A 23,018-nucleotide genomic window follows, 5' to 3' on the forward strand; every position below is an offset into this window, starting at 1 on the left:
TAAAATCGATAGGCCGTTCACTTTTGGTAGTGCACGGCCTATTTTTTAATTTTGGCAGTTTCAGGGGCGAAACGTTTTCTTGGCTCTGAGCTACCAAAATGCCATCCTAAGCATGGATTGCTTAGTAACCTACATGGAAATGCACTTCTGTTCCTGTTGCCCAAGGTTGCTCTTCATCATGCCTGCGATCCAAGATCAATATACCAGAAAAACGCAGCGACCTTTTGAACACTTTTGTGTTGGCTGCGCCCGTGGAAAATGCCTTGCGTGTGTAGAATCGCATATCTCCACGATACATAACGCGAAGACCGATTCACAAAATATGGCAGGTTCTTATTCCTTGTGCACTCTTGGCAAACGCGGATTTACCCTGATTGAGTTGCTGGTGGTGATTTCCATAATTGCGATCCTTGTCGCTCTGCTACTTCCGGCTGTGCAACAGGCGCGCGAATCAGCGAGGCGGACTCAGTGCAAAAGCCATTTACATCAGGTAGGGATTGCGATGCACAATTACCATGGTGTTCATCAGACGCTACCTCCTGGTAGTATGGTGATGGGCCCAACATTTCCTCTTCAGACTGGCTGGGGCTGGGGGACATTTCTGCTCCCTTACATGGAGCAGGCGCCACTCTACAATCAGCTCGATTTCAATACCGGAAATGCTCAGGCGACAAACCTGCCACTTTTGGAAACTCCTTTAGCGGTGTACCGCTGCCCATCAGATCCAGCCCCGGCGACGATTCTCGCTGTTCTGGCAGGAGGGGTGACAACAAGAATCGCTCATGGAAACTTTGTCGGATCCGAGGAAGTTTTTTACCCACTCTCAAGGACACGTTTTTCCACAATTCAGGATGGTCTCTCTCAAACAATCGTTGCTGGTGAATGGAAATACGTTTCGACTTCTACCGGAGAGTTGACAGCTTCCTGGTGTGGCGTCATCTCGGATGGAGTCAGCTACAAATTCAGTGCGTCAATCCCATATGTTCGCATCATGCCGGGAGTTAAAGTTAACTCTTCGGTCGGGTTCAATAGCAGTCATCCTGGAGGAGTGCAGGTACTGTTGGGGGATGCTTCGGTTCAATTCTTGAGCGAATCGATGGATTCAGGAGTTTACTACTCGCTTTATACCCCGAAAGGAAGTGAGGCCTTCAGCTCGCCATTCTAGAGCAGTTTGCTCTACCGTTTGCCCGTGAAGAACGCATTTTTCTAGAACTGGACTCAAAACTTGCTGTTCACTTCTCTGGTACAGAGAAAAGTCGCAATTCCATAGGTTTTGAGACTGCTTCTAGTGAAAATGCTGTTCGCCACTAGCCAGAACCTGCAAACCAATTCGAAAGATGCTCCAGGTGAGACACCAAAGTTTTATCGTTGGCTCAAATATCAGAGAGTGGACCAGCAGGCAATCGGAAAGCGGCAATCGCTGCAAAGAGAAACCAGACGATATCCCAAGGGGAGAAGGTTCCCTGGATTTGCCGACTGCCGATTTCGCGTTCCTGATCTACAAGGACGGCACGAACCTTCTTTTCGTTCGCACGGACTCGCTTTGCCTGTTCTTCGTCTGAGAGGCTTTGCCACTTCTTTTTTGCCTCTGCCCAGATATCTGCCGGGTAGTCCTCTTCCCAGCTGGCATCTTCGTATGTCATCTCCTCAGGCCATTCGATCGGAATACCGGCGTCCATCCGCTCCAGCGCAATCTCATCGGCAACTGTGCAGATCATCGATTCTTCATCCATGCTCCCGTCGAATGCAGCATCAAGAAAGTTCTCAATTTCCGGATCATTTGCAGCAGTCATCAAGGCAATTTCGTGCTTGGTGTAGATGAGCAAGGGGAGGGCAATAAAGATCGCAACCAGACCTGGTTTGATCCCTCGGTCTGCCTCTTCTGTCGCCAGGCGTACAGCAAACCCGGTTGTGATGCCAACGAGACATGCCATCCAGTTGTAGGTTGCTTCATTTAAGCTCGCGGTCCAGTACCAGATCCCAGCTCCAACGAGTGCTCCGACCAACCCAGCGATCATCCACTTTAAAAACCCCATAGTTCACTCTTCCCTAAAACACATATGTATTTCTTGAGTCTGCATGTTGAGATTTTCACATAATTAATCACTCAAGTCCACGAGACGGTTACCTGCATCTATTTTTAAACTCGACTAGAGCAGTTTGCTCAACCGTGTGCCCGTGAAGAACGCATTTCTCCAGAAAAAATCTGTTCGCCACGAAGCAGATCCTGCAAACCAATTCGAAAGATGCTCTAGTCGTTCGCGAGGCGAAAATTTCACGCCATGCAGATGCAGTCACAACCTTCATCAACCTCACCTCAGTTGGGGCGATGTTTTCTGAAGACTTCAGATTACGTGGTGCAGAGCACAAAAAGAAAGAGCGGATTTGTCATTTTTAGCTGGTTTTTAAGCAGGTTTTCACAGCCAGGTAACCAGCTCCGCCTTGGCTTCAGAGTGTTGAAGCTTGGCCGAATTGAAGAGATCCTGCACTTGATATGTGAGTGTCTTTGCAGGCATCTTTCAGCGTGGAAGATTTACTTTTGTGCAGGAGTGCAAGAGCATAGTGGGCAGCACGGAAGGCTTCGATCATATTATCGAGAGAGCAGTTCCGTGTTGTCTGTGCCCGTGGACATGAAGGATGGCTACTCCGGAATCTCGGCTTCCAGTTCTCGAAGCATTTCAGCTTCTTCGGGGCCAAGGAATTCAATTGAAAACCAGACATTCCCCCAGCCTTGAAGGATCTCTCCGGGGAACGTGTCCAGATTTTCAAGGAGATAGGCATTCACAGCTTTCGGCGAAGTTCCAGGTGGAATTCTCGAAATGATTTGCATGGCATCTTTCTTCAACGATGGGTCAGTCAGGACGATCCATTTGAAGCCATACTTTTCTTCCATCTCTTTCAAAAGCGGGAGGATGTGGGACTTGTCGATTTTCACTTCTGCGGAGGGATCGATATCAACGATTCGCCCTCCCTGCTTCATGAAATTGTCCAGATCGTTTTGCTCGTACATCTCCAGGAATCCCTCGTCGATCTGTTGATCGGTCACAGTCGGCAAATCAAACGGTTCCTCTTTCGAGCATCCAGAGAGCAGAGACAGTGCAAAGCAGAGAGTCAGAATTTGTGACAGTGAATAAAAACGCATGGGTAGGCCTTTGGTTCCCGTAGGATGATTCGCGAGGTCGAAGGTGTTCAATCGGCTGAAGTCGACCTGTTCGATGTTGTGATCAGAAATTGGTGTCTGGTAAGCAGACTTGAATTAGAAAGAGACCGCTTCTCCACCGTTTTCAGTTCCTAACGCGGAGTAAACTCCGAGGTCCATATTCTCCGAAAAGAAGCGAACATGACCGTCGCCCAAGGCGAAGTAGGCTCCACCGAAATGGTGGCTGGAAAAAACAGAATCGTTGATTGGCTTGACGAAGACCGCTTCTTGATGCGGTACAGAATTGGACACCCACTCGTTAGCGAACGAAACAGTGCCGACCCAGGATGAGGTGACATGGAAATCGAAGATTTCCTGGTATTGGTAAGCGTGCTCGCTAAGGAAAAAAGTGCTGGAAAGTCCATCTGTGACTTGTGCAAATTTTACTGATTCCAGCTCACGAAGCATCGATTCGACGCCCAGGTAATTCCCCGTCGCAATGTCGATCCCTCCACCAAGCGGGTTCCGCACATACACCTGGCTTGGAGACGGGTCAGAAGGGCAAATCAAGAATGGAAGAATAGTCTTTCCGAGAGGCGCGTTCGGACCGACGGCGTTGTTGGTAGAAAAGTCGATCTTGTTGTACAGCGGGGCCTGATCAAAATAGGGGAGTGCCATGGCGGCCCAACCCCAACCGGAAAATGGGATGAATGAAGGTCCAACCGTCATACTTCCGATCGGAAGAGTGCTGTGAGCTTCATGGTAGTTGTGCAAAGAGAGGGCAATCTGCCGCAATCGCGACTGGCAGCGTGTGCGTCGCGCAGCTTCACGCGTTGACTGGACCGCAGGCAGAAGCAGTGCGACAAGAATTCCAATCACGGCCATGACTACGAGAAGTTCAATCAGGGTGAAGCCATGTTTTCGTTTGACAATATATCGAGCACTCATGAGATCTTGCCCTCGTTACAAAAAAAAGCGGAGGGACCATGGGAGTCCCACGATCCTTCCGCTAAATCATAATTGTCAATTTTCAGTAATCAAATAATAAGTTGACGTGATACTGAAATCGAGCAAAGCAATCAAATCAAATTAGAAGATTTGTTGGATGACGCTTCGTTTAACTTTGACAACGCCAACGCCAGTTGCTTTTGCGTCACCGAAATCTGAAGCAGCAACGGTGTAACGCAAGCGACGAATCTTTGCGAAATCTTTGATGAGTTCGTTGACTTCATCAACAGTCACTCCACCAGGACCGCCGAGGCCTTTTTTGATCACTGGGCCAAGAATGTCGTCATTTTTGAAGACTTGCTTCTTGCCGCTTTTGTTTTCAACTGATCCATTTGCACGAGCAACAATACGTCCTGAACGAGTGTTGATTTTGATTGTCAGTGTGCCAACACCAAGGTTGTTGAAGTTCAGGTTGCCGTTCTTTTTAATACTTGGAAGTGGCACTGCGAAAGAGCCAGTCAGTTTTGCGGCAGCTGCCACAGAAAGCATCAGACCGAAAATCACGCCACAAACAGCTACACCACGAAGTTTCTTCATCTTTTTACCCTTAAACATAGAACTTAGTTAAATTTCCCGCGAAGAGATCACGCAGCATCGGGTGAGTGCAGTCTTTTTGCATCCACATCACTCGATGCATGCATGAAGATTACTCGTTCTACGGGTCGTGTCAAGAAAATAGCAAGGGCAATTTGGGATATTTGGGTATTTTCCCTTCTGCCTCATCCGGACATTCATTTTTTCTGTTTTTGGCGAAACAGTCCACATGTACAGAGCCCCTGTAACCTTGGCTTTTCCTGCGGCAATGTATCAGGTCTCATTACACACTTTGATTTCTTGTGCCCGGGGAGAATGCGTTTTATCAGTAAAATGACTGTACGCCACGAGGCAGAACCCGAAGATCGATTCAAAAAATGCAATCGAGGATTCGGGAGGAAAGAAAAGGGAGTGAATCAGATCTTGCCCGGTTATGTTTGTCCCAGCAACAAGGCTCTAGAGCATCTTTCGGATTGGTTTGCAGGTCCTGCCTCGTGGCGAACAGCATTTTTGCTAGAGAAATGCGTTCTTCACGGGCAAACGGTAGAGCAAACTGCTCTAACTCTGAAAGAGGGGACTGGAATCAATTGCACTGGGTAACTCACTTGAACTTCACTGAATCGAAAAATTTTCTGCCACTTGAGTTCGGCGTCCCTTTGTAGGCGTAGTTCAGCGTGTAAACCTTGTCTTTATACAGGAATGCAATGTTGTTGCTCTTGATGCCGCCCGGAGCGGATTTCTCGAACGTGATGCAGTTGCGACCGTATTTCTGGATGCGTTGAACGTTTTTTGCGCCAATAAAGCCTGAGCCTAAATCAAAAGCGTCGAAGAGTTCGCTTTCGCTCATCCCGGCAAGCTGACCGATCATTGGTTCCGTTGAAATAATATATGCTGAGCTTCTTTTTGTGACACCGTAGCTTTGACCACCGGGGCCAAGCGAGGCGACAGGGACTCTCTTGGCGGTTCCCGGCATTAAGAGGCTGATATTCCCGTCGGTAGTCGTGTAGGTTTGCCAAAGGACGTTGAAGTCGAAGCCTCCTGCTGCTCCCGCAAACATCGAAATTTTTGCGATGACAATCAGGATACCGACAACACCGGCAAGGCCTCCAAAAATCGCACCAATTTTCACTCCTCCACTTGAGCTTGAGGAGCTACGACGTTTCCGTTTCTTTTTTGGAGGAGGTGATTTCTTCTTCTTTTTTCGCGGTCGCGGGACTACTGGAGTGTCGTAGGCATCGTCGTCAAAATCATCGTCAAAGTCATCTCCAAAGTCGTCACCAAAAGAATCAAGACCTCCTGAAGCAAAGAGTTCGTCCTCATCTTCGTCTGGCTCTTCATCTAGAGGAACTGCCGGTTGAGGAACGGTCACGGGAGACTGGCATTCCTTGCAGCGAAACTTTTTTCCAGCCAGTTCATCCTTCACTGTGTAGGCACGACGACATTTTCGACATTTCGTTTTGATCGGCACTCAAGCTCTCCTGCGATGGAATGAGAACGGGCTCTCAATGTTTGCTTATGTCTGTAAGATACGAAAATCTCGTCGAGCTGCAAGAGTCGAATCTCTTGATCACTATTCTTTAGGGGTATTTATATACAGCTTTAAATTGTGTGTCGCGCGTCCGCCTGCAACGATGTCTGGACGTCCATCACCGGTGAGATCCTCCACGATGAGGTCTTCGGTTGCCATCCCGCCCGCATCGACAACATGCTTTTTCCAGGCTGTTCCGGAGCCGTCCTGGGCATCATCAACACTGTCGTAAACAATGACGCCGAAGGTCTCTGGAGTGTCGCTGTGTCCGAACACAATTTCGTCTGACCCGTCGCCATCAACGTCGGCAGTCCACAAGGCGTGCCCTCGTGTGAAACCCGATTCGATCACCTGTCGATTCCACAGAGACTGCCCGTGACTTGGTGGCGTGTACACCACGAGGGAGTGCCCGTGCATCGGTTCGACACTCGTAATGAACGTCTTGCCATTTGCGAGTTTCCCCATTTTGACTTCACCAGCGCCGTTTTGGTTTGGGTCGTCCGCAGTTGCTCCGGTCCCCAGGTGGGTTTTCGTCCAGCCGTCCTTGGTGCGGCGAATCAAGTTCACTCCTTCACGACTTGCGGTGAGGGTGTCGACAATGCCATCTTTGTCGAAATCGAGATGCCAATGGTTGTGCATTCGGTTTAGATCGCTGTTGAGAATCGTGGTCGGCCAGCGGTCATTAACAGGATCTTCAGGAATCGAAAAGGCTGTCAGACGGACTCCGTCTCCGACTGTTGAATTTAAAGGAGAGACGACCAGTTGTGGGGTTCCCGATCCAAGGACATCTGCCCAGCGCATCCGGTGAGTCCAGCGTTCTTCTCCAATTTGATGCACGGACCATGGTGCGTCGAGAGACTTTCCTCGCTTGATCCAGTGTATCGTTCCCGTTTTGGTCCAGCCCGCTCCAAGCGCGAAGTCGACTTGTCCGTCTCCATCAATGTCGAGTGGAGCAATGCAAACGTTGTCGAGCGGAGTTTGATCCGCGATCATGACGCGCATTTTCCAAGTCGGGTTTTGATACCACAACACTCGGTTCTCAGTAACTGCAACGATGTCCCGTTTAGAATCTCCATCGACATCGGCAATCGTTACGGCATAGCAGACCTTGCCGATCTCCGGGTCGAGCACTTTTTCCTTGAAGCTCGGGAACGGATCGGCTGCCACTGCGCTGGCTGTCCAAATCAAACAGAGAAGAGAGACGATTCGATTTGTTCTGAGAAGGGGCTTCATAGCTGCTCCACGAATTGGAAGGATGTTTCCAAAAAGTGTAACTGCTACGACCTGCAGAGGCGAACTGAAAGACGATGGCTGCCTTGGCGAAGCCAGTCGCTCTTATCGATTAAAGATTCTCAACCGAATTTTTCTGCTTCTGCGATGGACTGACGAAGACGTACTCTTTGAGTCTTCGTCAGTCCTGTCGCGATGAGCAGTACACGATGCAAGATCGAAGCCTTGAAACCAGTCCGGGCACTTGTCGGATTTGCTCTTTTATCAGTACTTGAAAGAGCAAATTCAGTTTCAGGATCCGTTCTCAGCAATCGTTTTTTTTCGGCTGACTTTTCGAAGGACGACGTAAAAAACTGGTGTCAGGAAAAGTCCGAAGAAGGTCACGCCGAGCATACCGCTAAAGACAGCTGTTCCCAGCACTCGTCTCATTTCGAACCCTGCACCTGTCGCAATCAGGAGCGGAATCACTCCCAGAATGAAGGAGAGGGCAGTCATCAAAATCGGTCGTAGACGCATGCGGCAGGCATCAACGGCTGCCTGAAAGCGGTCTTTCCCCGCATCTTCTTCAGCTTTGGCAAACTCGACGATCAGAATTGCATTTTTGCAGGCAAGCCCGATCAGCACGATGAAGCCGATTTGAGTCAGGATGTTGTTATCCATTCCTCGCATCCAAATTCCAAGAATCGCAAATAGCAGGCACAGCGGCACAATTAAGATGATCGCAAGTGGCAATAGCCAACTTTCGTACTGAGCAGCCAGTGCCAGAAACACGAATAACACCGCAACTGGGAACAGGAACAGAATGGTATTGCCAGCCTGTTTTTCTTGATAAGCAATCTCTGTCCAGGCATAACCGAAACCAGGTGGAAGGATGTCATCTGAGAGACTTTCCATAGTCTCCAAAGACTGACCGGTACTAAATCCACCCGCTGTGTTGCCATTGATGTCGGCAGAAGGGTAGAGGTTGAACCTGACGAGACGGTCTGGGCCGGCGATCTGTTTCAGTTCAACAATCGCTCCGAGTGAAACGCTTGAACCACTCGCGTTGCGAGTTCGCAGGCGTAAAATATCGCTTGGTTCGTCTCGGAATTCTTGCTCAGCCTGGGCGGTCACGCGATAGGTTCTTCCCAGCATGTTGAAGTCGTTGACGTACGTCGAACCAAGGTAGACCTGCAATGCTTCAAACACATTGCTCATGGGGATGTCGAGCATCTGAGCTTTGGTTCGGTCCACATCCGCATAGATTTGTGGAACACTCATGCGGTAGTTCGTGAAGACTTGAGAAAGCCCCGCCTGTTTATTCGCTTCCTCGACCATGGCATCCGCGACGAGAGCCATCGCGTCAACTCCTGCACCGCTTTGGTCCTGGATGTACATCTTGTAGCCTCCACCACGGCCGATCCCGCGGACCGGGGCTGGTGGAATAATGAAGACTTCTGCTTCATTAATTTGGGAGACAGCCTGTCGCATATCATCTGCGATGACATCGGCACCTCGACCACGCGCTGCTCGCTCTTTTGCGTCTTCGAGAGGCAAAAATGCCACAGCGGCATTGGGGCTGATTGTGAACGTCGAGCCTGACAGTCCAACGATCCCTACGGAGTGAGCAACCCCGTCAATTTGACTTCCAATCTCTGCGATTTGCTTTGTGATGGCATCTGTTCGTGATAAAGCTGCCCCGTCAGGCAATCGCAAACTGACAATGAGGTAACCTTGGTCCTGCTGGGGAATGAATCCAGAGGGGACCAACCCGAAGCTGTACCAAGTGCAAGCGAGCAAGCCGCCGTAAATCAACAACGCAAATGCTGAAGCACGTACTACACGAGAAATGATTCCGGCGTAAAGATTACTTGTGAGGTCAAAGGTTCGATTGAAGAGTCGGAAGAACCATCCGAAAAGGAAATCAACAATCTTCGCCATGCGATTCTTCGGAGCCTCTTGAGGTCTCAGGAGTAACGCACATAACGCGGGAGTCAGGGTGAGTGACACAAAGGTCGAGATCGCTGTTGAGATCGAAATTGTTAATGCAAATTGCTGATAAAATTTTCCACTGATACTTGGAACAAAGATGGTTGGCACAAACACCGCGATCAAAACTAACGTTGTCGCGATGAGTGCGGAGCCTACTTCATCCATTGCCTGATGCGCAGCCTTACGCGGTGAGACTCCTTCGCGGATCAGACGTTCAACGTTCTCAACCACAACAATCGCATCGTCCACCACGATCCCAATCGCCAAGACTAAACCGAACAGGGAAAGCGTGTTGAGCGTGACGCCGAGACCTTGCATCGCTGCGAAGGTCCCGATCAGTGAGATCGGAATTGCCACGACTGGAATGATGGTGGGACGCCAGTTATGAAGAAACAAGAACACCGTGAGCACCACAAAAACGGTCGTGATCAACAGTGTTTTGAAAACCTCGTCAATTGAATCTTCGACGAATTTTGTTGGGTTGTATGCGATTTCGTAATCCATTCCCTCTGGGAAATTCGGTCGCATTTCAGCCATTGTACGCTTGATCTCAGCTGCAGTATCAACAGCATTGGTCCCCGGTCGCTGATAAACGAGTACGGCGATGGCAGGCTTGCCATCAAGGTAGCTGAGACGAGAATAATCTTGTGCTCCAAGTTCCAGCCGAGCCACATCGGCCAATCGAATGACCCGCCCATCTTCCCCACGTTTGACAATAATCTGGCCGAATTCCTCTGTGTCCTGAAGCCGTCCTTGAGTTGTCACGTTAAGTTGGAACGCACCTGTGTCACTGGTCGGAGGCTGGCCGATGACACCCGCTGCGACCTGCACGTTTTGTTGACGAATCGCCTGCACCACGTCGCCAGCTGTCAGGTCAACGTGTCTCATTTTTTCGATGTCGAGCCATACCCGCATCGAGTATTCGTTTCCACCCGCAATACGAATGTCTCCAACTCCGTCGAGGCGCATCAAGGCATCGCGAACTTTGAGAAACGCGAAGTTACTGATGTAAAGAGTGTCTCGACTCTCATCCGGAGAGTTCAGGTGAACCACCATCAGCATGTCGGGAATTTGCTTTTTCGTCGTAATCCCGATCTGACGTACCTGTTCAGGGAGACGCGACTCAGCGACCGCGACTCTGTTCTGAACCAGCACCTGTGCGTCATCAAGGTTCGTGCCCAGCTTGAAAGTGACCGTGAGCTGCATTGTGCCATCTGCACTGGAGGATGACTCCATGTACAGCATGTTATCAACGCCGTTCATTTCCTGTTCGATAGGAGTTGCCACTGTATCGGCAATCACCTGCGGAGTTGCACCTGGGTAGCTTGCGCGAACTAAAATTGTCGGCGGCGCAACGTCTGGGTACTGTGAAACGGGCAGCGAGAGATAAGAAATTCCCCCCACCAACACAATTAAGGTTGAGAGGACAGTTGCGAAAATCGGATGTTCAATAAAGAAGTGCGGAAACTTCATGACTTGTTTTCTCCTTCTTCAGCATCCGTAGTCGGTGTTGCTGAATCAGGCTTTGGAGGCGAAGAAGGATTTTGGGTTGAATTCTGTTCTGGAGAGATCCACTTTTCGCGTGGGAGTGGCTCGTAGTCGTCAGGGAGTCCATCTTCAATGATTTGAATCTCCCCTGCTTGTGTGTTGACCTTCAGCTCTGGGCGAGCTCGAATCATCCCTTCAATAACGAGTGATTCCCCACCTTCCAAACCTTCTCGCACGACTCGCAGGCCGTCGACGATCGGTCCTAGTTTCACTGCTCGGCGTTCAATGACACCATCCACAACGACGTAGACAAACTGCGATGCCTGGTCGGTACCGACAGAAGAGTCGGGAATCAGTATCGCTTCGTAGCCGGCACTGCCAGGAATTCGAATCCGTGCGAACATACCCGGCAGCAAAACTTGATCATCATTCGAGAACACGCAACGAGCACGCATGCTGGCGGTACTCGAATCGAAGCGGTTATCGACAAAGTCCATGTGTCCGACATGCGGAAAGCCATCTTCGTCGATTAACCCTAAGTAGACGGGGTTCTTTGCATCTCGTGAGCTTTGTCGTCTGCCAGCTTGAGCAAGTCGAATGTATTTGAGAACCTGTTGTTCGTTCGCATCAAAAGTGCAGTAAATCGGGTCAACGGATGCTATCGTCGTGAGCAAAGTAGAAGACGCCGAGCCACCACTGATCAGATTTCCTTCGGTGACATACTCTCGGCTGACGCGTCCGGTCACCGGAGCTCTGACTTGAGTGTAGTCGAGGTTAAGTTCCGCTGTGACCACACTCGCTTTGGCGGAGTCGATGGCCGCTTTGGCTGAGGCAATCGCTGCCTCAGCTGAACTTGCCTCAGCTTTGCTGGCTTCCACGTCTGCCTTGGCTTGAAGCAACTCGGCCTCTCGCTGATCAAGTTCTTCCTGAGTGCTTGCGTTACTTGCTTTGAGTAAGCGAGCCCGTTGCACGCGAGCTTCAGCCAGTTGCAACTGAGCATCAGACTGCAGGCCCTTTGCTTTTGCTTCATTCAGCTTCGCTTTCGCCTGCTCAACCATCGAAACAGCCTGGCTCAATGCAGCCTTTGCCCCATTGAGTTCTGCGTGAAAAGGGCGAGGATCGATGACGAAGAGGAGGGCTCCTTTTTGGGCAATCTGTCCCTCTTCAAAGTGAATCGACTCTAAATAACCACTCACGCGGGAGCGGATTTCGACGAATTCAACAGCTTCGAGCCGACCGGTGTAAGCGTCCCACTCAACGATTTTTTTCTTCACTGGTGGCGCGACAGTCATCGTCGGTGGAGGCGGGTCTTTAGGTGCAGGCGCAGAATTTTGGCAACCTAGCAGGCAACAATGCAAACAGAGAATGCCCGCAAGGCCTAGGAATGGTTTCTTTGATGAAACGTTCAAGACAAACGGTTCCTTTTTGTCGAGGTGCAAGCCACCCCCGCAATAATAGTTGACGTGTAATCTATTTTGAGGTAATGTACTCGCGGGAATAGGAAATGGCAAGATGGCAAATAGCCGTTTACAACAAGAGATAAAAAAGAAAAGACCATTCGAGTCCCCTCGTCAAGAGGCGAACTTGAATGTGTTAAAAACGACGGATTTGCTGCAAAACCGCTTTGGTCGTTTCTTTCGTGAATTTGGGCTCACACCTTCACAGTATAATGTCTTGCGGATTTTACGCGAAGAAGGCAATCCGCTCCCCTCGCTGGAAGTTGGCGCAAGGATGATTCAAGTTGTGCCTGCCATGACAGGGTTGATTGACCGACTTGAGAAGCAAGAGCTTGTCCGCCGCAGACGCTGTAAAGAAGACCGACGCATCGTCTACATCGAACTTACCGCGTCGGCGTTAACGTTGCTCGAGGAAATCGCTTCGCCGCTTATGGAGCTTCACGATCGACTCAGTTGCGAACTGACAGTCAAAGAAGTGAAAGAGTTGACTCGACTGATGGAAAAAATGCGATCCGGGATTGAGGACTGACTGGTTCTGTCGCGTTCTTGCTTCATTTCCTCTGCGGACATGCATACTGAGTCTTGCTGAGTTCGATTGCTGATCTTGTTCTCCTGGTGATTACAGTTCAAAAGTAAAGGTTTGCCGAATCATCCGGCTGATTGTGGTGAGGATGGATTCTGGCGCCAGGTGAATGGTCGCGTTGCCAGTTTGGCCGATGGCGAGTTTAATCTTCTCAGAGGGGATGATGCGGACTCGAACTTCATGAATGGGGTAGGCTGGCTGAAGCTGTCCGGAACCGTCGGGGGCGAAGGGGATCATGTTTTCGCGAACAAGGATTGGAGGGAGCATCTTTAAGGGCTCGGTTGCAATCTCGATGATCTCTCCGGTGAGCACAGTTCCGGGCGATTGTGTGACGATGATCGAGGCGGAGCTCTTGCGGGACAGCAAGACAGCATCGGATTGATTCAAGTACAGCACTGCTTCATATGCTGAATCGTCAGCGATGCGGCAAAGCATCGTGCCGACTTCCAGCCAGGCTCCGTCGTTGATTTTCTCTATCGCGAACCCTGTTCGCTGAAATTCATCATTCGCTGAATTTGAGTCAATAAATTTTTCGCCGGGCAGGAGTAATCCAGAGCCGGGAGAGTGGAGTCTCAATCTTTCAAGTTCTGCCTGCTTTCGTTTGAAGCGGTCTTCGTAATTGAGAAGCTTTGCACGGGCAGATGGGATTTCAGCAGCGGCGTCGGGGTTGTCAACCTGTTGGGTGATGAGTAATTCGATCTTCTTTTTTTGTTGTACAACTTTAACTTCGAGTTGGAGGACGTCTCGCTCGAGATCGCGGTTAGTCAACGTCGCCAGAAGATCGCCTTCATGCACGACTTCACCAGGTGTCAACTTCTGGAACTCGATCTTACCCGGAGATGAAATGAATACCGGGAGAGTTTCGTGTGCTTCGACAATGCAGGGAGCAGTCAGTCTGCGTGGGAATTCGAGCATCAAAAGTCCGTACAGCCCCCCGATTGCCAGAGCAACAGCGATTCCAAAACGGAACGGCCTGAACTGTTTTTGTTGCTGCAGTGATTTCATGAATTTAAGTAAATTCCCAACGAGCCCGGTGATTCGCAGTGAGAGTAACAACATGCCCAATGCGATGACGACAGCTTCGAGTCCGTACGGTTTTGCAACCTGATAAAGCATCCACAAGATGGCGAACATCACGAACCAAATGTAGAGTCCCGACAGGATTCCATACAGTCCGAGCAAAGTTTTTGAAATCGGTTGTCCACGAAGCGGATCGGGTGTGCGGACGCCGAAAAAGAGTTGGGAGAGCCATCCCCGGACTAAGCCTTGTGAGCGACTTCGCAAGTTGGGAAGACCAACGATATCGGACAGAATGTAGTAACCGTCGTAGCGGAGGAGGGGATTCCCGTTCAAAAGCACGGTACTTACCGAACTGATCACCATAATGTAGAGGCAAATCGTGTGGATCGTCCCCGGTATGGACCAGTGCCACAGGAAGACGCAGATCGATGCCATCAGGATTTCCACGTAAATTCCCGCACCGGCGATAGCAATGCGATGCCAGCGGTTTTTCATCAACCAGGAATCGGAGACGTTGCAGTACAGACAGGGCGTGAATGCCAGCAGCATCGCACCGAGTTCATGACATTCCCCGCCGAATCGCTTGCATGCAAAGGCATGCGCCAGTTCGTGAACGACTTTAATGCAGCCGATCGTCACAACGAACCAAACGAACTCCCCTGACTTCAAGAATGTTCCGAAACGGGGCATTTCACGAGTGACTGATTCCCATTCCGCCACAACAATGCCGATTGCAAACAGGCTGAGCAGCAGACACAGCACGAAGCAGACCGGAGAAAAGAGCCAGTTCACAAACGGCAAGCAGCGCTCAAGCGCTTTGTCGGGGTCGATTCCCCGGAAACGGATCGCGAGGATGCTGGAGAGTTTTTGCTTTCGTTCGTTTGCTTCCAGGCGAGTCCGACGTTCGAGGATTGAGTCGGCGAGACCAAATTTCTCAACATGTACCAGTCCTTGCGAGAAGAGTCGCTGAACGAAAATGAGAATTTGTTCTTCGGAGAGTTGGCGAGGCGAATGGCTTTTGAAGAACCGCTGTTGTATCTCTTCGAGAGAGGTTTGTCCGTCCAGATTTAGAAAGACAAAGTAGTCTGCTTGTCGCAATTGGAAGAATCGTTCGGAGATCGGATCTTTGACTGTCCAGACGGGGTGGCTGCCCTCTCCGGTTTGCTGAACAATTAAATCTTTCCGCCGCCGAACAGGGATTGGATTCTGTTTTTCAGAGAATGGAGGAGAACTCGGAGGAGCGGAAGTCATTGATTCTCAATTCACCATGATCAACCAGGTGTCTCAGTTATTGAGGACCTGTCCAAAAACGATGCGGTGTTCAAGGTTCTCGTTCTGGCTATTGAACAATTAACAGAGTCGGTCGTTGACCTGCACGCAGGATTCCTTCCGGGTTTTCGAATTCAGCAGAGATGCGATATTGACCAGTGACGGTATCAATCTCGGGATCGACAAATGTCACTGTGCCGGGAAACTGTTGAGGCTCACCTGTTTTGCTGGAAAGGAGCGACAGCATGACCGGCTGGCCGATTTCGACATCTCCATCCGCCTCGTTGACAAATCCTTCAACGCGAACTCGGTCGGTGCGGATGATGCGGCAGAATGTCTGATCAGGCTGTGCCCATTCTCCGCCGTGATGTTCGACCTTGACCACCACTCCATCGATGGGGGATCTGAGCCGTCTGCGTTCTCGCTTTCGACGAGCAATATCGAACTCCACATCTTTGAGACGCACCTGTAAGCGAGTGTATTCGAGATCGTGTTGAGCCTGTTCGATCCTCAGTTCTGCTTCGTCTCGGGAGAGAGTTAAACGGTCAATTTCAGACGCAGAAACGGTGTTGTCGAATTCTTCATTTGCTTTGACAGCCCGCGACAGTTCAGCATTTGCCAACCCCAGTGCTTTGACAGTTAGTTGGACACTTAAATCGTTATGAGCTTTCAGCTTTGCCATTTCGAGTTCAGCGTGAACACGATTGATTTCAAGCTCCGCATCAGTCGAATTCAGTTCCGCTAACAGATCACCTTTGCGGATTTGATCTCCTGCGGAGACATAGACTTTCTCGACAATTCCAGTTTCTCCGAAAGCCAGATCGACGTCATCGATGAGCGAGACGACTGCTGACTGAACTGGAATCGGCTTGGCGGGTGGATTCTCGACTGGAGCCGAAACAAGCAAAAACAGTAGCGATTCAAGCATCGAAAACTTTCTAGAACTGATTTTGAAACCTGAACTTGCTCTCTCAAACGTTGAGAAAAGTGACCATTCCACAAATTTTCGGGCTGGTTCAAGTTCGCTCTAACAAAGCCTGACCAAGTGATCGAAAATCGAGTCTTGAAGAACGATCTCAACAGTATTATTAGAGCGCCTCAGAGCCAGATCCTCGCAATGATTCCGTCGCGGAATGTCAGTAAAGTCTGTCATAGTTGTCGGTGTTGTGCAATCTGAGATGCCTTGTCGAGAAAAAATTGCCTGCAGTTGTGAAGCTGTCACCGCGAAGTCCTGCGACTTCATGTTTAATTTTATCAGGCTCCGATTCTCTCCTTGGAGCAATCCTTTCGGTTTTTATCTTGCGGAATCAAGATTGTGTCAGATCTGGCAGCGACTACGATTCAGGCGGGAATTCTCCATTTTACCACTGAATCAACGGCACTGGCAGCAGGTCCGTCCAACATCTACAATCCAAAACTCGTAAACCTGACAAGATGGTTTTCTTCCGCAACGTGCATCACTTTCGGTACACAACTTGCGGTACACAATTGATAGGAATGGGCTGCCCGTGCGGTGGCTGGAATCGATGACAGATCAACAGATCAACTTGAAGAACCCAGTCATTGCTGGTGTTTTGGCCTATCTGCTTCCTGGAGCAGGGCATCTGTACCAAGGGCGAATGTTCAAAGCTGCTGTTTACGCGATTTGCATTCTCGGCTTGTTCTTCTCTGGGATGGCAATGGCGGACTGGAAAGCCGTTCAGCCCCCGGCGAAAGGGTCGGGGAAGAAAATCGAAATGCTGAAGTACGCCGCCCAACTCGGTGTCGGTTTGCCTTCGATGTACGGACTCGTTCAACGGGAACGGTATGGTCCTGAAGGAAGTCGTCCGACGTCGCCCGCTTTGGAAGCGTTTTCTGCACCGTTTGAGGGACAAATCAATCTTCGTGGTGATTCTCCTCTTACCGAAGAGATTCAGGGGACTGTCCATCTCGAACCGGAGACCGATCGTTTTGGTGACACCACCTACGCAGGCCGGTTGGAGACGGTGATTGATGGCAAAGAGCTAGAGTTTCACCTGGGAAGCCACATCCATCTGGGACGAGAAGTCAAAGCTTCAGAGAATCGGGTTCTCGAAGCCCCGATCCTTGGGGATCAGGCGACACCTTTTCAGTCAATCGGTGAGATTCGGGGATCGATTCCGAGGCCATTTCTGAATTGGTATCAAGTGCCAATGGACGATGAGGAAGTCCAGGAACTCCATGGGAAACTGGGCAAATATCACGAGCTTGCGATGGTGTTTACCTGGGTCGCTGGTTTACTCAACGTTCTCGCGATTTGGGATGCTGTTGAAGGACCTGCCTATGGTTACGGAGGCTCGGAATCGGACACGGAAGATGAAAACTCCACCAACGAAACCGATGCTGAGTAGAATTGATCCTGATACTTGAATTTGCTCTCTCAATCATTGAGAAAAGCAGCGATTCGAGAGGTTTCGGACTGGTTCTCAACTTCCCTCTCCTCGTCTCAACCAAGAGTGAGTCAATCACTAATGAATATCACCTGGTACTTATTTCCACTTGCAGCTGCTGTCAGTCTCGTCTGGCAAACCAGCCGTTATGAGTCGATTCCGTTGATTCTGCAACGATCCGCCAAGCTGTTCATCCAAATCATTCTCTTTATGGCGGTGATTCTGGGTGTCCTCTTTGCTCTCTCTTACGGAATCTGAAAAAATCGTTCACAGATCATTTTCACTTCGCAACAGATGTGAATCGAGTTCGATTCTCGCTGCGAAATGTGAATCACCGTTTTGAATTTATCTCTTTCACGCTCGTTTTTTAAACAAACTTATTGTTCCGATGACCGATATCCCAAAACTTTACGATCCACAAGAAGCTCAAGCGAAATGGTTTCCATTCTGGGAACAGCGAGGCGACTTCAACGCTGATCCTGTCCCAGGAAAAGAGTCTCATACGATCATGATTCCGCTCCCGAATGTGACCGGTGCCTTGCACATGGGACACGCTTTAAACGGGACTTGCCAGGATCTGATCACGCGCTGGCGGCGGATGCAGGGCTTTGAAGCACTCTGGATGCCAGGAACCGATCATGCTGGGATTGCGACACAGGCTGTCGTCGAACGCCGGATGCTGGAAGAGGAAGGACTCACGCGCCATGACATCGGTCGCGAAGCACTCGTCAACCGGATCTGGCGTTGGAAAGATGCTTACGAAAAACGAATTATCTCTCAGCAGAAATCACTCGGAGCCAGCTGCGATTGGCGACGCATCCGTTTTACGTTAGATGATGTTTGTGCAAAGGCTGTCCGCCGTACCTTCTTCAAAATGTTCAGCGACGGGCTCATCTTTCGGGGCAAACGCCTCGTCAACTGGGATGTGCATTTGCAAACAGCGGTCGCTGACGATGAAGTTTTTGAAGAAGACGTCGCTGGTCACTTCTGGACCTTCAACTATCCAGTGGTTGATGACGATGGCAATCCTACCGGTGAACGAATCCGCTATGCGACGACTCGACCGGAAACAATGCTGGGCGATACTGCTGTCTGTGTGCATCCAACAGATGAGCGTTACACAAAATTAATTGGTAAGAGCGTCAAAATCCCGCTCAATAACCGCATCATTCCGATCATCGCTGATGCACTTCTGGCAGACAAAGAAAAAGGGACGGGAGCGGTCAAAGTGACACCGGCTCACGACCCGAACGATTACGCCTGCTACCTGCGCAATCCTGAAATCGGCATCATCAATATCCTGAATGCCGACGGCACGCTCAATGAGAATGGCGGGGAATGGGAAGGGATTGACCGGCTCGAAGTGCGCGGCAAGGTCGTCGAAAGAATGGCAGAGCTCGGTCGCTTCGAAGGTGTCGAAGATCGTACCATTCCGCTCAAGCACAGCGACCGATCCAAGACACCTGTCGAACCATACCTGTCCGACCAGTGGTTCGTCCGCATGGGTGACGACGAAAATGGTTCACCCGGCTTAGCACAGAAAGCGGTCGACGCCGTTGAAGATGGACGCGTTCGATTCTTCCCATCACGCTATGCGAAAACCTACACCGAATGGCTCGGCGAGAAACGTGACTGGTGTATCAGTCGACAGCTTTGGTGGGGACACCGAATTCCTGTTTGGACAGCCAAAGCCGAACAGCAGCAAATGAAAGAGATATTAAAAAATATCGGTTTCGAGTCCATCGATCTGAATGAGTTGGACGAGGAGCTTGTCCCGAAAAGCGTACGCGAAGGGATGCTCGTACAAGTACAGCGAGGAGATGGAGACGAGTTGGTCTGCCGCATTTGCATCGATGCCGATGTTCCAGAAACTGAATCGCTCCTTGAACGTGCTGGTTTTGAGCAAGATCCAGACGTACTCGACACTTGGTTCTCTTCTGCGCTCTGGCCGCATGCCACGCTCGGTTGGCCGGACTTGGATCACAATCCACCGCTCAATGAAGAAGAAGTTCTGAATCAAACGCAACTGAACGAGACTCAGTTAGCACCGGGGGTACAACCAGAGCCATTAGTCGCCGGTGATCAATTGGTTCAGGGAGAATCAGCCGGAGAAAAAACGGGCAATGAAGTCCTCTCTTACTTCTACCCCGGATCTGTTCTCATCACATCGCGTGACATCATTACATTGTGGGTCGCGCGAATGGTGCTGACCGGCTTGTACAACATGGACGAGGTGCCGTTTCAGCATGTGCATGTGCATCCGAAAATTCTGGATGGATTTGGGCAGACGATGTCCAAATCGAAAGGGAACGGCGTTGATCCTGTCGACCTGATCGAAAAGTACGGCGCCGATGCAATTCGCTTTACAATTGCCTCATTCGCGGGCGAAACTCAAGACGTTCGTCTCCCGATCAGCTACGAGTGTCCACACTGTGAGGAGATGATCGCTCCTATGCAGTACAAGCTGGATACATCGACAATCGTTGTCCCGAGTACGATGAAAGGGGAGTTCCCGATTCCACAGGGTGCCCCGAAACCAACGCTGGTTTGCACAAACAAGAAGTGCAAAAAAGAAAGCCAGTTCACCACTCCGCTCTACGATGCTGATCCAGATGAACCGATTGCGAAAATGGTCAGCGAGCGTTTCGAATATGGTCGCAACTTCTGTAACAAGTTCTGGAACGCAGCCCGATTTGCGATGATGAACCTTGTGGAGAGTGACAACGGCCCCGGCTATACACCCGGCGAGGTCACGGAAGATCAATTGCAACTTGAAGACCGCTGGATTTTGTCCCGGCTTTCAACAGTCGCTAACCAGATCGATGAGTTCCTGAGTCGTTATCAATTCGATGCCGCCACACGTGCGATTCGGGACTTCACCTGGAATGAGTTCTGCGACTGGTATCTGGAAATGATCAAGCCGCGTCTTCGGGACGCAGAATCGCGAGCAACTGCCCAGCGCATTCTGCTTGCTGTTCTCGATTCGATGGTGCGACTGCTGCAACCATTCACGCCGTTCATCTGCGAAGAACTGTGGAATCGCTTGGGTGAAATCGCGACGGATCGAGCGCTCCCGGTCAACGATGTCACACCGGGGGAATCACCCACGGCGATACTGAGTACACAAACGGTTGAAGATTCATGTATCAATGCCAGTTGGCCTAAACTTCCGAATGCCTGGCAAGACGACGCTCTCGAAAAACGTTTTGAGCGATTGCAAGAGACCATCGTTGCGATCAGAAATGTCCGCGCGATCTACAGTATTCCTCCGGGAACCTCAGTTAAATTGCTGATGCGAGCAAGTGCCGAAGTTGCAGGCGAGATGCAGTCTGTCGCAACTCAGTTCGACAACCTGACCAAGGCTGTTCTCGAAGCTGCCGGTGCCGATGTCGAACGTCCCAATGGCTCAGCCAGCTTTTCACTCGGTGACGCCGACGGATACATTCCCCTCGAAGGTCTGATCGACACTGCTGAAGAACTTGAACGCCAGAAGAAGAAACTTGTTGAAGTCGAAAAGCACATCAAAGGCTCTGAGGCAAAACTCAACAACGAAAAATTCGTCAGCAGCGCCCCCGAAGCGGTCGTCAACGGTGTCCGAGAAACACTCGCAAACAACCAAAGCCAGAAAGCGAGTATCGAAGAGATCATTCGCGATCTAAGTTAAGAACCGCGAACTACGCCTCTGGGAACAAATTGAATCGCTGGCGTCTCGAGATCTCGTCCAGGTTCGTTATTGAAGTCGCGTTTCCCACAGAGGCGGAACGCGACTGTGATTTCTAGAACCAGTCCGAAAACCTCTGGAATAGCCGCTTCTCTCAACGTTTGAGAGAGCAATTTCAAGTTTCAGGATCAGTTCTAAAGTGGCTTGCAAGAACTTCGAATCTTGGTCTTTGTGTTCTGCAATGTAGCAAGAAGTCTATAAAGCCGTGAATGAGCTTCCTACGCAGGAGGAGCATTGAAAAAAATGAATCAAGCTGACAGAAGAAAAAAAGACAAAGTGGGCCATTCTGTTTGGCAATTCGTTATGTGATGCTTGTGAATGACGAGAAGTCCGGTGGTACTGATATTTCGGACTGAATCAGTTCCTTTTCTGGAAAAAACAACGTGTGACATCGTAGTAATCGTTACATGTTTCATGACGCACTGCAAAAAAAATTTGCTTTCCAAAAATCAGAGAGGCGTCTTGCGAATCTGCTTCTTTGACATATGTTTCAACGCATTAGGCATACTTGGCGCGCTTTTGGAATTCATTTCGTGCTTCGTGGAAATTGATACGTTTGTTAAGAAATTGGATTCGCGGTCATGGCTTGGAAGATTTTGTTTTGTGCGACGTTCGTTGTGAGTCTTGCTACATCAAGCGAGGCTGCTCTGATTGCGTTCGATTCTGTGACGACAACCGTCGTTGAAGGGACTCCAGAATCAGTGGGAGGATTTACAAACGGACCCACTCACACTTTTCACAATGATCAAACGATCGTTACGAGTCTTTCGGCTGGTTCGACGCAGTACAATCCAGTGCTCGGTTTCGACCGGATGAGCTTCACTCTGAAGGCCAATCCGAATCCGACTCGCGTTTTCTATGAAAGGGGTGGAACCGCTCTTTCAGGAGATTCGTTGTCGTTTACTGGGTCTCCGCTGGCAGACCTTTATGACATGTTTGACACACCTTTAGTGATCAACTACGGGTCTGACGATACTTTTGTGAAATCTCTCGATTCGATTCGATTTTGGTCATCCACATCAATCTCACCAACCAGTAATGATGGATTGACTCGAGCAGGGGTGAGCATTATCGAACGTGGAGCCAATGACAACAATTTCCGAGTGCGTGCGATCACGAGCCTCAATGGCGGGAACCCGGACGGAGTGACTGACTGGTTATTGATTGGTGGAGGTGACCCGTTTGGCAATGGTGTTAGGAATCTCAATCATGCTCTCTATGATTCTGAAACGACAAATGGCATTGGACCTTTCACGCAGGCCAGTGTAAGTGAACAAAATCGAAATCAGCAGATTGGAGCGTTGTTGATTCCTTTTGCTGACTTTGGTCTTTCGATTGGTGATCGGATTTATGGATACGAGATTGCTGTCAACACTTCGGGAAGCCGAACTGGATTAGATTTGCTCTCTGGGGCCACATCGTTAGTAGAAAACGGCGTGACTGGGTTCGAGTTCATTGGCCCGATGACTTCACAGACCCCTGAACTGCCATTCGCGAATGTGTTGATGGGAGTTGGCTTCGGTTTTGTTGGGTGGTATCGACGATCTCGGAAAAGCAAGCAGTCTTCGGACGCATTGGCTTCGCGTCAAATATAGCACCGTGACTCACGCGTCTCTCACAGAGGCGGAACGTAAAGATCAAGATTGGATTTGCATTCGAAAT

16 protein-coding genes are annotated in these 23,018 nt (G+C 50.0%); 6 read left to right on the forward strand and 10 right to left on the reverse strand.

The annotated features are described in order from the left end of the window. The first annotated feature begins 322 nt into the window (after window positions 1–322). Window positions 323–1,165: a DUF1559 domain-containing protein gene (locus ACN0YR_RS14615; RefSeq protein WP_417849980.1), complete on the forward strand. Its 843-nt coding sequence runs from the start codon at window positions 323–325 to the stop codon at window positions 1,163–1,165. Between the two features lie 208 nt (window positions 1,166–1,373). Here ACN0YR_RS14615 and ACN0YR_RS14620 read toward each other — a convergent pair whose 3' ends face one another. The 8 genes from ACN0YR_RS14620 to ACN0YR_RS14655 form a co-directional block, all read right to left on the reverse strand. Continuing rightward, a complete protein-coding gene (locus ACN0YR_RS14620; protein WP_417849981.1) occupies window positions 1,374–2,036 on the reverse strand; it encodes a hypothetical protein in 663 nt (220 codons plus the stop codon). A gap of 605 nt (window positions 2,037–2,641) precedes the next feature. Beyond that, on the reverse strand, window positions 2,642–3,142 hold the full coding sequence (locus ACN0YR_RS14625; protein ID WP_417849982.1) for a hypothetical protein: 501 nt from the start codon (window positions 3,140–3,142) through the stop codon (window positions 2,642–2,644). Window positions 3,143–3,256: 114 nt separating this feature from the next. Further along, entirely contained in the window at window positions 3,257–4,087 is an 831-nt protein-coding gene (locus tag ACN0YR_RS14630) for a DUF1559 domain-containing protein (RefSeq protein ID WP_417849983.1), read from the reverse strand. Between the two features lie 141 nt (window positions 4,088–4,228). Next, the gene (locus ACN0YR_RS14635; protein WP_417849984.1) at window positions 4,229–4,684 is read right to left on the reverse strand and encodes a hypothetical protein; all 456 of its coding nucleotides are present in this window, start codon (window positions 4,682–4,684) and stop codon (window positions 4,229–4,231) included. 598 nt (window positions 4,685–5,282) lie between these two features. Next, window positions 5,283–6,149, reverse strand: a complete 867-nt coding sequence (locus ACN0YR_RS14640) for a hypothetical protein (RefSeq protein WP_417849985.1) — start codon at window positions 6,147–6,149, stop codon at window positions 5,283–5,285. A 102-nt stretch (window positions 6,150–6,251) separates the two neighbouring features. After that, window positions 6,252–7,442, reverse strand: a complete 1,191-nt coding sequence (locus ACN0YR_RS14645; protein WP_417849986.1) for an FG-GAP repeat domain-containing protein — start codon at window positions 7,440–7,442, stop codon at window positions 6,252–6,254. A gap of 288 nt (window positions 7,443–7,730) precedes the next feature. Further along, the gene (locus ACN0YR_RS14650) at window positions 7,731–10,883 is read right to left on the reverse strand and encodes an efflux RND transporter permease subunit (RefSeq protein WP_417849987.1); all 3,153 of its coding nucleotides are present in this window, start codon (window positions 10,881–10,883) and stop codon (window positions 7,731–7,733) included. After that, a complete protein-coding gene (locus ACN0YR_RS14655; protein ID WP_417850040.1) occupies window positions 10,880–12,190 on the reverse strand; it encodes an efflux RND transporter periplasmic adaptor subunit in 1,311 nt (436 codons plus the stop codon). The genes ACN0YR_RS14650 and ACN0YR_RS14655 overlap by 4 nt, the downstream gene beginning before the upstream one ends. A 220-nt stretch (window positions 12,191–12,410) precedes the next feature. Here ACN0YR_RS14655 and ACN0YR_RS14660 point away from each other — a divergent pair, with 220 nt between their 5' ends. Further along, a complete protein-coding gene (locus ACN0YR_RS14660) occupies window positions 12,411–12,884 on the forward strand; it encodes a MarR family winged helix-turn-helix transcriptional regulator (protein ID WP_417849988.1) in 474 nt (157 codons plus the stop codon). 90 nt (window positions 12,885–12,974) lie between these two features. On the opposite strand, the gene ACN0YR_RS14665 is transcribed toward ACN0YR_RS14660, so the two are convergent. After that, entirely contained in the window at window positions 12,975–15,209 is a 2,235-nt protein-coding gene (locus tag ACN0YR_RS14665; RefSeq protein WP_417849989.1) for an HlyD family efflux transporter periplasmic adaptor subunit, read from the reverse strand. Between the two features lie 88 nt (window positions 15,210–15,297). Continuing rightward, the gene (locus ACN0YR_RS14670) at window positions 15,298–16,155 is read right to left on the reverse strand and encodes an efflux RND transporter periplasmic adaptor subunit (RefSeq protein WP_417849990.1); all 858 of its coding nucleotides are present in this window, start codon (window positions 16,153–16,155) and stop codon (window positions 15,298–15,300) included. 598 nt (window positions 16,156–16,753) lie between these two features. Here ACN0YR_RS14670 and ACN0YR_RS14675 point away from each other — a divergent pair. The 4 genes from ACN0YR_RS14675 to ACN0YR_RS14690 all read left to right on the forward strand — a co-directional run bounded on the left by ACN0YR_RS14675 (window position 16,754) and on the right by ACN0YR_RS14690 (window position 22,951). Continuing rightward, on the forward strand, window positions 16,754–17,596 hold the full coding sequence (locus ACN0YR_RS14675; RefSeq protein WP_417849991.1) for a DUF6677 family protein: 843 nt from the start codon (window positions 16,754–16,756) through the stop codon (window positions 17,594–17,596). A gap of 120 nt (window positions 17,597–17,716) precedes the next feature. Continuing rightward, window positions 17,717–17,893, forward strand: a complete 177-nt coding sequence (locus ACN0YR_RS14680) for a hypothetical protein (RefSeq protein WP_197442017.1) — start codon at window positions 17,717–17,719, stop codon at window positions 17,891–17,893. Between the two features lie 130 nt (window positions 17,894–18,023). After that, window positions 18,024–21,299, forward strand: coding sequence for a valine--tRNA ligase (locus ACN0YR_RS14685; RefSeq protein ID WP_417849992.1), 3,276 nt, complete (start codon window positions 18,024–18,026; stop codon window positions 21,297–21,299). Between the two features lie 638 nt (window positions 21,300–21,937). Then, entirely contained in the window at window positions 21,938–22,951 is a 1,014-nt protein-coding gene (locus tag ACN0YR_RS14690) for a hypothetical protein (RefSeq protein WP_417849993.1), read from the forward strand. The last annotated feature ends 67 nt before the right edge of the window (window positions 22,952–23,018 follow it).

The organism is Thalassoglobus sp., from assembly GCF_048270125.1.
In the GTDB taxonomy this organism is placed as follows: domain Bacteria; phylum Planctomycetota; class Planctomycetia; order Planctomycetales; family Planctomycetaceae; genus Thalassoglobus.